Source organism: Pseudomonas sp. GYB4201, from assembly GCF_056312595.1.
The window spans coordinates 48,596-61,589 of record NZ_JBWGIG010000023.1; the positions used below are offsets into that span (position 1 = coordinate 48,596).

Sequence of the window (12,994 nt, forward strand, 5' to 3'; positions counted from 1 at the left end):
GAAGATTTCCAGCGGGGCTCAAGGCCAGCGCAGCCTTCGGCAGCGGCTACGGTGATGGGGGCATCAAGCCGCAGCGAATTTTTCGAAATAGAAGTTGGCAGGCACGATGGCCTGGTCGCGCAGGTAAGCGCTCACCGCCTCCACCATCGGCGGCGGGCCGCACAGGTACAGGTCCACATCGCCATCGTTGAGGTGGCCGGGTTCGATATGCTGGGTCACGTAGCCTTTGCGCGGGTAACTGCTGTCCGGGCTGGCCACGCAGGCGCTGAAGGTGAAGTTCGGAATGCGCGCCGCCAGGGCTTCCAGCCGCGCGGTTTCCACCAGGTCGATGTCGTGGGTTACGCCATAGATCAAGTGCACCGGGTACTCGCTGCCCTGCTCGGCGATGCGTTCGAGCATGGCGGTGAACGGCGCCAGGCCCGTGCCGCCCGCCAACAGCAACAGCGGCCGACGGATCTCGCGCAGGTAGAAGCTGCCCAACGGGCCTGCCAGGGTCATGCTGTCGCCGGCCTTCGCCAGGCCGGTCAGGAAGGTGCTCATCAAGCCGCCCGGCACATTGCGGATCAGAAAGCTGACCTCGCCATTGCGTTGCAGCGAGCTGAAGGAATAGGCCCGGGTATGCTCGCTGCCCGGCACTTGCAGGTTCACGTACTGCCCCGGCAGGAAGGCCAGCTGGCTCAGGGCCTCACCCTTGATCTTCAGCGCAATGGTGCTGTCGGACAACTGCTCCACGGCGCTGATGGTGGCCTCGTACCTGGCCTGCCTGGTCTTGCACAGGTCCGAGGACGCCGGCACGCGCACCACGCAATCGCTCTGCGCGCGCATCTGGCAGGTCAGCACAAAGCCCTGGGCCGCTTCCTCCTCGGTCAGGGCATCTTCAATGTATTCCTCGCCCAGCTCGTATCGGCCGGCCTCGGCGAAGCACTTGCAGGTGCCGCAGGCGCCGTCGCGGCAGTCCAGGGGAATGTTGATGCCCTGGCGGTAGGCGGCGTCGGCCACGGTCTCGGTGGCGCTGCTGTCGATGAAACGGGTGACGCCATCTTCGAAATTCAGTGCGATCTTGTAAGTCATGCTGGCCGCCTCAGATGTGGTAGATGTCGATCAGCTGGCGCACGTAGTCATTCTTCAGCACCACCTTCTTGGTCTTGATCAATGGCCGCTCGCCACGGGTATCGAGGGTGTAGAAGCTGGTACCGAAGTAGCTGTCCACGGTCTTGTAGCGAAAGCTCAGGGTGTGCCAGTTGAAGCGCACCTGGGCCACGCCGTCGCGCTGTTCCAGCAGCTCGATGTTGCTGAGGTTGTGCGAGGTGCGGGTGTCGGGAATGCTGGCGCTGGAGCGTTCGGTCTTGATGCGGAATACACGGTCTTCCAGGCCGTCGCGGCGGCCGTACCAGATCAGCGAGATCTCCCGTTGCGGGTCCTGGGTCAACTCGTCGTTGTCGTCCCAGCTGGGCATCCAGAAGGTCGCGTCCGGGGCGTACAGTTCCAGCCAGTCGTCCCAGGCCTTGTCGTCCAGGTAACGGGCTTCGCGGTAGAGGAAATCGCGCACGGCGTCATGGCTGATCATTGCACCACCTCCACGGTGATGCGCTCGGCCTGCAGGGCCTGGATCATGGTCTGCTGCCAGTACTTGTGCTGCATCACGAACAGGCCTTCGTCCTCGGTGCGCACGCCGCTGAGCTGCGGGTGCAGGTCGATTTCCACTGCGGCGGCGTCGGCGCCTTCCACCCAGTGGGCGGCGCCGCGGGACATGTCGTTCCAGGCGGTGGTGCTGCCCTGGTAGCCCAGCTGGCAGGAGCGGAACTCCTCCAGGTCGTCGGGGGTGGCCATGCCGCTGACGTTGAAGAAGTCCTCGTACTGGCGAATGCGCTGGGCGCGCGCGGCGTCGCTCTCGCCTTTGGGCGCGATGCAGTAGATGGTGATTTCGGTGCGGTTGACGTCGATGGGCCGGGCGATGCGGATCTGCGAGCTGAACTGGTCCATCAGGTAGACGTTGGGGTACAGGCACAGGTTGCGCGAGTTCTGGATCATCCAGTCGGCGCGGGCGCTGCCGAACTGTTGCGCCAGCTCGTCGCGGCGCTCGTACAGCGGGCGGTCCTGGGGATTAGACCAGCGGGTCCACAGCAGCATGTGGCCCTTGTCGAACGAGTAGAAGCCCCCACCCTGCTTGGCCCAGCCGCCGGCGCTCATGGTCTTGGCGGTTGCATCGGCCTCGCGTTGCTGGCGTTGTTGCTGGGTGGCGGCGTAGTTCCAGTGCACGGCGCTGACGTGGTAGCCGTCGGCGCCGTTCTCGGCGGTGAGTTTCCAGTTGCCTTCGTAGACGTAGCTGCTGGAACCGCGCAGCACCTCCAGGCCGTCGGGGGACTGGTCGACGATCATGTCGATGATTTTCGCCGACTCGCCCAGGTGCTCTTGGAGGGATGGCACATCGGGGTTCAGGGAACCGAACAGGAAGCCGCGGTAGGACTCGAAGCGCGCGACCTTGGTCAGGTCGTGGGAGCCTTCGCAGTTGAAGCTTGCGGGGTAGCCAGCCTCGGCCGGGTCTTTCACCTTCAGCAGCTTGCCGGCGTTGTTGAAGGTCCAGCCGTGGAAGGGACAGGTGTAGGAACTGCGGTTGCCGGTCTTGTGCCGGCACAGCATGGCGCCGCGGTGGCTGCAGGCGTTGAGGAAGGCGTTGAGTTCGCCGGCCTTGTTGCGGGCAATGAAGATGGGCTGGCGGCCCATCTGGGTGGTGTAGTAGTCGTTGACGTTGGGGACCTGGCTTTCGTGGGCCAGGTACAGCCAGTTGCCCTCGAAGATGTGCTTCATCTCCAGGTCGAACAGCCGCGGGTCGGTGAACATCTCGCGCTTGCAGCGGTAGATGCCCTGCGCGCGGTCTTCCTGCAGCAGGGCATTGAGGTAATCGATTCCCAGGGTCATGGCCGGGGCCTCCGTTGTTATTGTTCAGGCACCTCCAGCGTACGAATGGGTGGGTACGGCCGATAGCCGATCCGTGCAGATCGCTATCCGTTGCCTGCAAGGCCGTCGCGCCGGCGCTTCAAGGTCTCGGACGGCAACTCGCCGAACTGCTTGCGGTACTGCTCGGCAAACCGCCCCAGGTGCATGAAGCCATGGTCCATGGCCAGCTCGGACAGGCTGCGGACCTTGCAGGTGGGGTCGCCAAGGCAGGCATGGATACGCGCCAGCCGGCGCTGGCGAATGTACTGCGCAGGCGTGGTGCTGGCGTTGCGCTCGAACAGGCCGTACAGGCTGCGCACGCTCACCTGCGCCACCTGGGCCAGGGCTTCCGGGGCCAGGTCCTGGCCCAGGTGGCGGTCGATGTGCTCCACCACCCGTTCGAAGTTCATGGGCGGCTCGTCGCCGGCCAGGGACACCACGTTGGTCAGCTCCAGCAGTTTGCTGGCGATGATCTGCGTGTAGTGGGCCTGCACCCGCGGCGGCGTGCAGGCCTCTTCCGCCTCCTGGCAGACCATGCCCAGCAGGCTCACCAGGCTGGGCAGCTGGTCGAGCCGGTAGCGCTGCTGGCCGAAGCGCACGCCACCGGCCGGCAGCGCCCAGCGCTGCTGCTGGCACAGGCCGTCGAGCAGGCGCACCGGCACCTTGACGATGAATTTCTCGCAGTCGGCCGAATAGGTCAGGTCCACCGGATCGTCGGGGTTGATCAGCAGCAACTCGCCCGGCGCCAGGTAATGGGCTTCGCGGCCATGGCGCCACAGGCAATGGCCGTGCAGCAGCACCTGCAGGTGGAAAAAGCACTCCAGCGCCGGCGACACCACGCGCACGGCGGCGCCGTAGCCCAGGCGGCACAGGTCCAGTTCGGCGAACGAACGGTGGCTGAGATGGGCCAGCGGGCGGCTGGCGCGCGGCAGCTGGATGCAATGGTTGCCCACGTGCTGGTTGACGTACTGCGACACTGCGTGGGGGTCGGCCAGGTGAAAGACTTCGCTGCGCTGGCCCAGTAAAGGCGTGTGCATGGCGGGGTTACTCGGATTGTTTTTATTGGTGACTACATCTTCACCCTTTGCGGGCGCGGGCGCCAATAGGCGCAAGGTCTGGTGCGATACCCTGCGGGTATGGGGCAAAGGCCCCGTCCCTGGGGATTTGCCCCGTTCATGGGGCTAGTGTTGCGCCAGTATCAGCTACCGCCGCGATCATCGCCTGGCTCGCCAGCGGCGTGCACGCCATGGTCATCACCCACTTCACCGGCAGCGTGCACGCCGTGGTTGTCGCCCGCTTCGGCGTGGGTGCCGCTGCGGCCGGAGGTCGAGGCGCCTGCGTGGCCGTCGCCATGGGTGCCGCCGCTGCTGGCGGAACCACCGTGGCTGCCACCACTGCCACTGTTGCCGCCGCCACCGCTGTTGCCACCGTGGCCGCCTCCGCCACCACTGCCTCCCCCGCCGCCTCCGCTGCCGCCACCACCACCACCACCACCACCACCACCACCACCACCACTGCCTCCGCCTCCGCTACCTCCACCTCCGCTACCGCCACCATGGCCACCGCTGCCGCCCTCCTTGGCATGGACACTGGAAAAACCGCCGAGTGAATCGGGTATCAGCACCACGGACGCCGACAACACCACGCCCATGGCCACCGCCAACAACGATTTCGTGATCAACATGCCTACCTCCACCAAACGCTAAGGATGGGTCTTGCACTAGCAGCCGTAGCAAGGGGCAGGCCATCACTTGATTGTCCCCAATTCAGAATCAATATTTCTCAAATAAGGCTAATTGTCCCTTCATGTCATCCTCCGTAAAGTGGCCCCCATACCAACCACACAACGTTTGAAGGAACAACCTCATGACCATTCGCAAAGCCCTCACCGCTTCCCTGCTGGCCCTGTCCATCAACAACGCCTTCGCCGCCGACACCGGCGCCGAGCACCACACCCAGGCGTTCCTCGACGCGCTGAACGCCGGTGGTGGCAAGCCCCTCGAACAGCTGAGCCCCAAAGACGCCCGTGCGGTGCTGACCGGCGCGCAGAACTCGGTGAAGGTTGACCTCAGCGGCACCGAGGTCAGCAACAAGACCATCCAGGCCGACGGCCAGGCCATCAAGCTGACCATCGTGCGGCCGGCCAAGGTGAAGGGGGAGCTGCCAGTGTTCATGTTCTTCCACGGCGGCGGCTGGGTGCTGGGCGACTACCCGACCCACGCCCGCCTGATCCACGACCTGGTGGTGAATTCCGGCGCCGTGGCGGTGTATGTCGACTACACGCCGTCGCCGGAAGCGCACTACCCCACCGCCATCAACCAGGCCTACGCCGCGACCCGCTGGGTGGCCGAGCATGGCCGGCAGATTGGCGTGGACGGCAAGCGCCTGGCGGTAGCGGGCAACAGCGTGGGCGGCAACATGGCTGCGGTGGTGGCGCTGATGGCCAAGGAACAGGGCGCCCCGCAACTGAAGTTCCAGCTGCTGCTGTGGCCGGTAACTGACGCGCACTTTGACAATGGCTCGTACCAGCAGTACGCCGAGGGGCACTTCCTGACCAAGAACATGATGACCTGGTTCTGGGACAGCTACACCACCGACGCCGGCCAGCGCGCCGAGATCCACGCCTCGCCGCTGCAAGCCAGCCCCGAACAGCTCAAGGGCCTGCCACCGGCCCTGGTGCAGACCGCCGGCCTGGACGTGCTGCGCGACGAAGGCGAGGCCTACGCCCGCAAGCTGGACGCCGCCGGCGTGGACGTGACCGCCGTGCGCTACAACGGCATGATCCATGACTACGGGCTGCTCAACCCGCTGAGCAACATCCCCGAGGTCAAGGCAGCCATGCGCCAGGCCGGCCTGGAACTCAAGGCGCACCTCAACTGACGCAGCCTAGCGGCAGCTGCTACGCGAATGCGTATACCCCATATCGCGGCCAAGGCCGGCTCCTACCACGAACGGTGTAGGAGCCGACTTTAGTCGGCGATTCAGACGACGCCAATTCAAGACAGTTGCTGCGACGACCCCCGTAGCAGCGGCCGCAGGCCGCGTCACCGCCCCCCCTCAGCTGAAGGCCTGCTCACGATGCCGCCCCCGCAAACACCACAGCGGAAACGGCAAGGTCACCAGCAGCAACAGCCACAGCAACGCATACACCGCGTCCACCCCCTCGTTCTGCAGGTTGACGAACAACTTCACCGGGATGCCCTGGGGAAAGTAGGCGAAGACCATCACTATCCCGAACTCACCGATCACCCGCGCCCAGGTAATGGCCAGGCCGTTGGCCAGGCTGCGTCGCGCCAGCGGCACCGTCACCCGCCAGAACACCTCACCCGCCGTGCTGCCCAGGCTGCGCGCCGCTTCTTCCAGGCTGCGCGGCACCTGCTCGAAGGCATTGCGCGCGCACAGCACGTAGTACGCCAGCCCCCCATACACCTGCGCCAGCACGAAGGCCGGCGGGTTGTTGTTCAGGCTCAGGCCCAGGTGCTGCAGCCCTTCGCCGAAATAGCCGTAGGGTCCATAGGCCGTCACCAACACGATGCCCATGGCCAGCGGCGGGGTCAGCAGGTTGAGCAGCACCGCGCCTTCTACCAGCCCGCGCCAGCGTGCCTGGGTGCGCGCCAGCCAGAACGCCAGCGGCGTGCCCAGCAGCACGATCAGCAGCATCGACAGGGCCGTCAGCCCCAGCGACACCGCCACCGCGTTCCAGTCACCGTACGCCAGTTGCAGATGCGCCCAACCGGTAGCGGCCACCAGGGCCAGCAACGGCGCCACCAGCACCAGCAGCGCCGGCAGCCCCAGCCACGCCGAGCCTGCGCGCCTCATGCGGTCACAGCGCCGGGCCCTTGGGCTGGCCGTAGCCGTTGGCCTGGAACAGCTGCTGGCCTGCCGCCGATTGCAGGTAGCTGACAAACGCCTTGGCGCGCGCCGGGTCCGGCGCGTTCTTCAGCACGGCGGCGTAGAACACCAGCGGCTGCGGGGTGACCACCTGGGCGCTGCCGTCCTTGCCGGGCAGGCTGAGGCTGACAGTGTCGTACCAGTCGTGGCTGAAGGTGGGGTTGCTCAGGTTGATCTCATCGGGCAGGGCAATGTAGGGCAGCTTGGCCGACAGGGTGGCGCTTTCATAACCGGACGCTGCGTCCACCTGCCCCGACTCCAGGCGCGTCAGCAGGCCGCCCTCGCCGAACACCTGCTCGGGGTTCTGGTCATCACCCAGCACGGCCTTGGCCAGGCCCGGCTGCTGGTAATACTTCTCCGCCAACTTGAAGGTGAAGATGATGTTCTGGCCCTGGGGGTCAGTGGCCGCATCGGTGCGACCAAAGCGCAGGCCGGGGCGCTGCAGCACCTGCCACCACGGCTGGGTGCCTTGGCTGGCGGCCTGCAACTGGCTGGCGAACCGGCTCTTGGGGTTGTAGGCGATGACCATGCGCGTGCTGGCCACCGGCACTGCCTGGTCCACCAGCCCCGCCTGCTTGAGCACCTCGATGGGCCCGGGGGTGATGGACACGAACACATCCGCCACCACCTTCTTCGACGCCAGCAACCGCGCCATGCCATAGGCGCCCTGCCCCTGCCCCTGGTACGCCACGTGCTCGCGCTGGGCAAACGCCGGGCCCAGTGCCTTGTCCATCACCACGCCCATGGAACCGGCGTAGGTGACCTGGATCGTGTCCTGGGCGTGAGCAGCCACGGCGCTGGCCATGGCCAGGCCAGCCAGCAGCCCCTGAACGGTTGTCTTCGACATGCGTGTGCGCCCCTCGGTCGCTATCTACCTTATTATATAGCGCCGATGATAACGGATCCCCCGCAGCAGCGGCCACCAGGCCGCGTCCATGGGCGCTGCGTTGGGCCAGGCATGCTGTGGCGCGTTCGGACGCAGCCTTCGGCAGCTTGTGTCTAGAGACGGGAATAGAATCTGAGGTGAAAGCGGTGAATGGCAGGCTGTTCAGCAGCGGTGTTAATAAGCATATGTAGCAGTAGACCCCCATTCCCCTCTCCGTTCTGGCTAAAAGCCCGAACAGTTGAAAACGCCTACCTCGATCATCACGAGCATGGGCATCACCAGAGTGGTCTCATGCTTAGGTGTAAAAGGTGTTCCCCATGATTTTCTGGCGCTGTATCGACGTCACTAAATCCTCCCTCGCAGTTTGGCTCCACCCCCAAGACACCAGCTTCAGGGCGTATTGATATTACTTGGACTGAAAGCCATGAGATGATGGCGCTATGCCTCTTTTTCACTGTTACTTCTGACAGGTGCGTAACGGGTAATGTATGTGATCCCATGCCTTCTCCTGAAGCACTCCCTTGGAGAAGATAATGGCTATTGTATTTAATTCCACGTTTGAGAACGGTGATTTTGATGGTTGGGCAGTAACGGCAGGTTCCGACCCCAGATTTGAAATTGTCAGGTACGAGTCGGGTTACGCTCTATCTATCGCCGACGGCTCCGGAAATATTGGTATTTCACGCAAAGTGAATTCCGGCACAGGAAATTACAAGCTTAGTTTTTGGGCGAAGAACGAACTCGCTGAGCACGGTCGGGAATTGGAGATCCAAATCTCCGCATCATCTGGGACCGGAGCGTTCATAGTTCGTAATCCACTAACGCCGGAATGGCAGGAATATCAAATCGATTTGGTTGGGGTGGACGTGGGTATTGTCACCTTCATCGAGTTTGCGAGCCGCAGCTTATACTTGCTTGGTTATATAAAATTAGAGACAGTGTGAGTGAAAATACGGTAGTCGGAAGCGCCGTATTAGCTGGTTAAAAGGCCGCAATTGAGCTCAGCTCCTTTGCGGTTTTTTTATTATGGCACTAGCCACGAATTAACCGCGCGGGTCTCAGCTCAGCCTGCAGCAGGTGCTGATCGGCCAGACCGCCCTGCGCCTGGACGGCAGGATTCTCGCCAAGGTGCTCCGAATCGGCGCGCCCAGGTTTGCAGATAGTGGTCATCTCGCTGCCGAGCTGGTCATCCTGGCACTGGTCAACGGCTACGGCTTCCAGGCCACGGCTGCCTGCGGGGCGGTCACGCAGATCGTCAACCAGTGTGGCAGCTCCGCAGGATCGAGCGGTTGGTTAGAGATCGGGACGCGGCAAGGTTCTGTGTAGCAGCTGCCGCCAGGCGGCGTCCGGCCCTCCAGCGGTGTTCCTGGGGGTACGCGGCGAAATCGGACACGGCCCGCCGCCGCGGCTACGGGGGTGGGTCAGCGCTTGAGGCGTTGGCGGTACAAGGCGATGTCTTCATCCGAAATGTCTTCCCGGTAGCACACCGGGGCGTAGCCGCCAGGCTTGCTGTACGCGCTGCGGCGCCCGCAACTGCTGCCGTTGCGGGCCGTGTTGTAGGGGCAGGCACAGGTACGGGGGTAGCTGGCAACCGACTCGGCGATGATGCGGCGGGCGATTTCATCGTCGCTGGGGGACGGCGCCTTGGCCAGGGCCAGGCCGGAAAAGAGGGTCGCGGCCAGGGCCACCGACAGGAGATTTCGCATGCGACGTTCCTTGTTAGGCGATGGCAATAAGATAGCCTATAGCCATCATTTGCGCTCTGCACTTTGGAGCTGTGCTTCCGGGACGCAGCCTTCGGCAGCTGCTACAGGGGCACGCGCAACATGGTTTCTGTAGCAGCGGCCGCAGGCCGCGTCCGGGGCGCCGCGCTTTGCTCGGGATACGGCGGTGAACCCGGACGCCGCCTTCGGCAGCTGCTACGGGGGGGTGGGGAACCAGGCTGATGCGCACAGGCCGGTGCCGGAGGGGTTGGTGGCGAGGCTGACGCGTGCGCCGTGGCGCACGGCGATGGCCTGGACGATGGACAGGCCCAGGCCAGAGCCGCTTTCGCGGGTGCCCAGGCTGCGGTAGAAGGGATCGAACACGCGCTCGCGCTCGGCCTCGGCAATGCCCGGGCCGCTGTCGCGCACCTGGATCAGCGCCCCGCCGTCGGCCAGCGCCACGGCCAGGTCGACGCGGCCGCCGGGCGGCGTGTAGCGGATGGCGTTGTCCAGCAGGTTGCGCACCAGGGTGTGCAGCGCCAACGGGCTGAGCGGCAGGGTCAGCGCCGGCCCTGGTTCCACGCCCAGGTCGATGCCCTTGGCTTCGGCCAGCGGCCACAGGGCTTCCAGCACCTGGCGAAAGACCTCGTGCACCACCGCCGTCTCGGCCGAGGCGCCGCCATCCTGGGCCGCGGCCAACGCCAGCAGTTGCTCCACCAGCTGCTTGCCCCGTTCGATGCCCAGCTGCAAGGTGGCCAGCCGCTGCTGAGCCAACGCCGGCATGGGCGCCGCCGCCAGCCGTTCGGCCTGCAGCGACAGCGCAGTCAACGGCGAGCGCAGCTCGTGGGCGGCGTCGGCGACGAAGCGGCGCTGCTCATCCATGGCCCCGGCCACCCGCCCCAGCAGGCCGTTGATGGCCAGCACGAAAGCGCGGATCTCGCTGGGCAGGTGCTGCTCGTCCATGGGGTGCAGTTGCTGGTCGTCGCGTTGCTCCACCTCGCTGGCCAGCTGGGCGATGGGGCGGAACACCTTGCGCACCAGGTCAGCGACGACCATCAGCAGCACCGGGAACAGGATCAAAAACGGCAGCAGCCCGCGCCAGGCGCTTTCCCGTGCCTCGCGGTCGCGGGGGCCGGTCTCCTGGGCCACGGCAATGCGCTGGCCGCTGGAGGTGGTGTGCACCAGCACGCGAAACGGCTCGCCGCCCACCTGTTGGGTGGAGAGGCCGTCGACCAGATCAGTGGGCAGCGGCAACGGCAGCGCGGCGTCGTCGGGCGCCTGGGCCTGGCGGCCATCGGCCAGGTACTGGACGATGATGCGCGACTCTTCATCGTCACCCTTGATGGCCTGGTCTGCCGCGGGGTATGCCAGGGTCATGTGCTGGCGGTCGAACAGCATGGCCATCTGGCGCAGGGTGTTGTCCTGCATCTCCAGCGCCTCATCGAAGGCGGAGACAAAGGCAAACACCCCAGCGACGATCGCCACCACCAGGATGGCCGCCGACAGGGTCACCGACAGGCGAAGCTGGATGGACTCGTTCAGGCGTCTTTTGCAACCAGCCATCCCATCCCCCTGACGTTCTTGATCACCTGGCTGCCCAACTTGCGGCGCAACGAATGGATCAGGAACTCCACGGCGTTGCTCTCCACCTCGTTGCCCCAGGCGTAGATGCGGTCCTCCAGTTCGCTGCGCGACAGAATCGCGCCGGGGCGCAGCAGCAGCGCCTGCAACAGCGCGAACTCGCGGTTGGACAGTTGCACGTCGGTGGCCTCGGGGCTGCTGGCCAGCTTGGTCACCGGGTCGAGGCTGACCACGCCGTTGCCCAGCAGCGGTTGCGCGCTGCCGCCGCGGCGCCGCACTACCGCGCGCATGCGCGCCAGCAGTTCGGCCATGTGGAAGGGTTTGAGCAGGTAGTCATCGGCGCCGCCGTCCAGGCCGCGCAGGCGGTCGTCGAGGCTGTCACGCGCGGTGATGATCAGCAGCGGCGCGGTGTGCCGGGCGGCGCGCAGGCTGTCGAGCACGCCCAGGCCGTCCTTGCCGGGCAGGCCCAGGTCCAGCAGCACCAGGTCGTAGTGCTGGGTGCGCAGGGTGGCCAGCGCCGCGAGGCCATCGGTGACCCAGTCCACCGCGTCGCCGTTGTCCGTGAGCGCGCCCTGCACCGCTTCGCCGATCATGGGGTCGTCTTCCACCAGCAGGATTCGCATCGTTGGCCCTTTCCTCGATCGGCGCGCGCCGGGGTTATTTGCCGCCTTGCAGCGACGTGAAGGTCGCCAGCAGCGCGGTCATCGCCGCCTGGCAATCCTGCTGCACCGGAGTGCCGGCGCGCAAGGCCTCCAGCGCCTTGTCGATGGCATCGTCGAGTTTATGCCAGTCGCTGGCGGCGCGTGGCTTGAGGCCCGCCTCGGCACCGTCCCAGGCCAGTTCCAGGTCCTTGATGCGAGTCTTCGCCGCAGGCAGCTGGTTCTTGTCCACCAGGCCCGCCACGTCGCTGGCGATGGCCTGGAACGCCGACAGGTCGCCCAGCCGCGTGGCCGCCGCCTGGGTGCTGCCGGCGGCGGCCGGCTTGGCGGCCTCCGGCGGTTTCGAGCAGCCGGTGGCCACGCCCAGCAGGGCGATGGCGGCGAGGATAGCGGTCTTGCGTACCAGGTGTTTGACGTAATGCATGGGAAGTTCCTTGAGTCAGGGTGAAGGAGTATTCAGTGGGCAAGGCGCTGGCGGCTGACGCTCCATTGCGCCACGCTGACCAGCATCAGGATCACGCAGAGGAAGATCGCACTGGTCCAGGCGGCGCCCATGCCCAGGCCGCCGTAGGTCTTGGCCTGGGTGAGCAGGTCGCCCAGGGAGGCGCCGAAGGGTCGGGTGAGGATGTAGGCGATCCAGAAGGTCAGCACGGCGTTGGCGCCCAGGCGCCAGGCCACCAGGGTGGCGGCGATCAGCGCGCCGAAGATCACCGCGCCCAGGGTGAAGCCCAGGCCCAGGGCCTCGGTGGCCAGGTCGCCAGCGGCGGTGCCCAGGGCGAAGGTGCAGAGCACCGTGGCCCAATAGAACAGCTCGCGCCGCGGGGTGACGATGGCCTGGATGGAGAGGCTGCGCTCCACCGCGAACCAGGCCGCGAACAGCAGCGCCAGCAACACCGAGAACACCGCCGTGCTGGCGTACAGGCTGACGCCGAGCTTGTCAGTGAGCACGTCGGTGATCTGCGTGCCGACGATACTCACCAGCACCACCGACAGCCAATACACCCACGGGGTGTACGCCCGGGTGCGCAGCTGGGTGGCCAGGGCGATGGCCAGCAGCACGGCCATGCCGATGCTGGTCACCGCCTGGCCGAGGCCGACGTCGACCGCCAGGTAATCCGCGCAGGTTTCGCCCACGGTGGTGGACATGATCTTGATCACCCAGAAGGACAGCGTCACTTCGGGGACCTTGTTCAGCCAGTCGGCTGCGGTGAGAGGTTTCATGCGGGGCTGCTCCGTTTCACGATAAGCAGCAGCCTACGCAGCGAAACTTAGCCCAGCCTGAGCCCCCTTCCCCCGTAGCAGCGGCCGCCGGCCGCGTCCCCTGACATCGCGGTGCC

13 protein-coding genes and 2 pseudogenes are annotated in these 12,994 nt (G+C 65.6%); 3 read left to right on the top strand and 12 right to left on the bottom strand.

Features of this window, described 5'->3' with window-relative positions; all coding sequences use genetic code 11:
• Positions 1 to 63 precede the first annotated feature (63 nt).
• From benC to AC0Z2B_RS20955, 5 genes and pseudogenes are all read right to left on the bottom strand, one after another.
• Entirely contained in the window at positions 64 to 1,071 is a 1,008-nt protein-coding gene (gene benC, locus AC0Z2B_RS20935; protein ID WP_476299133.1) for a benzoate 1,2-dioxygenase electron transfer component BenC, read from the bottom strand.
• 10 nt (positions 1,072 to 1,081) lie between these two features.
• Positions 1,082 to 1,567, bottom strand: a complete 486-nt coding sequence (gene benB / locus AC0Z2B_RS20940) for a benzoate 1,2-dioxygenase small subunit (RefSeq protein WP_476299135.1) — start codon at positions 1,565 to 1,567, stop codon at positions 1,082 to 1,084.
• Positions 1,564 to 2,919 (bottom strand): benzoate 1,2-dioxygenase large subunit, encoded by a 1,356-nt coding sequence (benA, locus tag AC0Z2B_RS20945; RefSeq protein ID WP_476299137.1) that lies wholly within the window; start codon positions 2,917 to 2,919, stop codon positions 1,564 to 1,566. Before benA ends, benB begins: the two co-directional genes overlap by 4 nt.
• An 83-nt stretch (positions 2,920 to 3,002) precedes the next feature.
• Entirely contained in the window at positions 3,003 to 3,974 is a 972-nt protein-coding gene (locus tag AC0Z2B_RS20950) for an AraC-like ligand-binding domain-containing protein (protein WP_476299139.1), read from the bottom strand.
• 170 nt (positions 3,975 to 4,144) lie between these two features.
• Positions 4,145 to 4,621: pseudogene (locus AC0Z2B_RS20955) on the bottom strand (hypothetical protein); the annotation flags it as partial.
• A 182-nt stretch (positions 4,622 to 4,803) separates the two neighbouring features.
• Here AC0Z2B_RS20955 and AC0Z2B_RS20960 point away from each other — a divergent pair.
• Positions 4,804 to 5,817 carry an alpha/beta hydrolase gene (locus AC0Z2B_RS20960; RefSeq protein ID WP_476299140.1) on the top strand — a complete coding sequence of 338 codons (1,014 nt, stop codon included), beginning with the start codon at positions 4,804 to 4,806 and terminating at the stop codon, positions 5,815 to 5,817.
• 177 nt (positions 5,818 to 5,994) lie between these two features.
• Here the strand turns inward: AC0Z2B_RS20960 and AC0Z2B_RS20965 are convergent, their stop codons facing one another.
• Together AC0Z2B_RS20965 and AC0Z2B_RS20970 are read right to left on the bottom strand one after the other, a co-directional pair.
• Positions 5,995 to 6,756 carry a molybdate ABC transporter permease subunit gene (locus AC0Z2B_RS20965; protein WP_476299142.1) on the bottom strand — a complete coding sequence of 254 codons (762 nt, stop codon included), beginning with the start codon at positions 6,754 to 6,756 and terminating at the stop codon, positions 5,995 to 5,997.
• A gap of 4 nt (positions 6,757 to 6,760) precedes the next feature.
• Positions 6,761 to 7,675 (bottom strand): extracellular solute-binding protein, encoded by a 915-nt coding sequence (locus tag AC0Z2B_RS20970; RefSeq protein ID WP_416424717.1) that lies wholly within the window; start codon positions 7,673 to 7,675, stop codon positions 6,761 to 6,763.
• Positions 7,676 to 8,247: 572 nt separating this feature from the next.
• Here AC0Z2B_RS20970 and AC0Z2B_RS20975 point away from each other — a divergent pair.
• Both AC0Z2B_RS20975 and AC0Z2B_RS20980 read left to right on the top strand, forming a co-directional pair.
• On the top strand, positions 8,248 to 8,658 hold the full coding sequence (locus AC0Z2B_RS20975; protein ID WP_476299145.1) for a carbohydrate binding domain-containing protein: 411 nt from the start codon (positions 8,248 to 8,250) through the stop codon (positions 8,656 to 8,658).
• 151 nt (positions 8,659 to 8,809) lie between these two features.
• Positions 8,810 to 8,974: pseudogene (locus AC0Z2B_RS20980) on the top strand (MATE family efflux transporter); the annotation flags it as partial.
• Between the two features lie 161 nt (positions 8,975 to 9,135).
• Here AC0Z2B_RS20980 and AC0Z2B_RS20985 read toward each other — a convergent pair.
• The 5 genes from AC0Z2B_RS20985 to AC0Z2B_RS21005 all read right to left on the bottom strand — a co-directional run bounded on the left by AC0Z2B_RS20985 (position 9,136) and on the right by AC0Z2B_RS21005 (position 12,878).
• Entirely contained in the window at positions 9,136 to 9,420 is a 285-nt protein-coding gene (locus AC0Z2B_RS20985; RefSeq protein ID WP_476299146.1) for a hypothetical protein, read from the bottom strand.
• 213 nt (positions 9,421 to 9,633) lie between these two features.
• Entirely contained in the window at positions 9,634 to 10,980 is a 1,347-nt protein-coding gene (locus tag AC0Z2B_RS20990) for an ATP-binding protein (RefSeq protein ID WP_476299148.1), read from the bottom strand.
• Positions 10,956 to 11,621 (bottom strand): response regulator, encoded by a 666-nt coding sequence (locus AC0Z2B_RS20995; RefSeq protein ID WP_476299150.1) that lies wholly within the window; start codon positions 11,619 to 11,621, stop codon positions 10,956 to 10,958. The genes AC0Z2B_RS20990 and AC0Z2B_RS20995 overlap by 25 nt, the downstream gene beginning before the upstream one ends.
• A 34-nt stretch (positions 11,622 to 11,655) precedes the next feature.
• Positions 11,656 to 12,081, bottom strand: coding sequence for a hypothetical protein (locus tag AC0Z2B_RS21000; protein WP_476299152.1), 426 nt, complete (start codon positions 12,079 to 12,081; stop codon positions 11,656 to 11,658).
• Between the two features lie 32 nt (positions 12,082 to 12,113).
• Entirely contained in the window at positions 12,114 to 12,878 is a 765-nt protein-coding gene (locus AC0Z2B_RS21005) for a COG4705 family protein (RefSeq protein WP_473002587.1), read from the bottom strand.
• Positions 12,879 to 12,994: the final 116 nt, after the last annotated feature.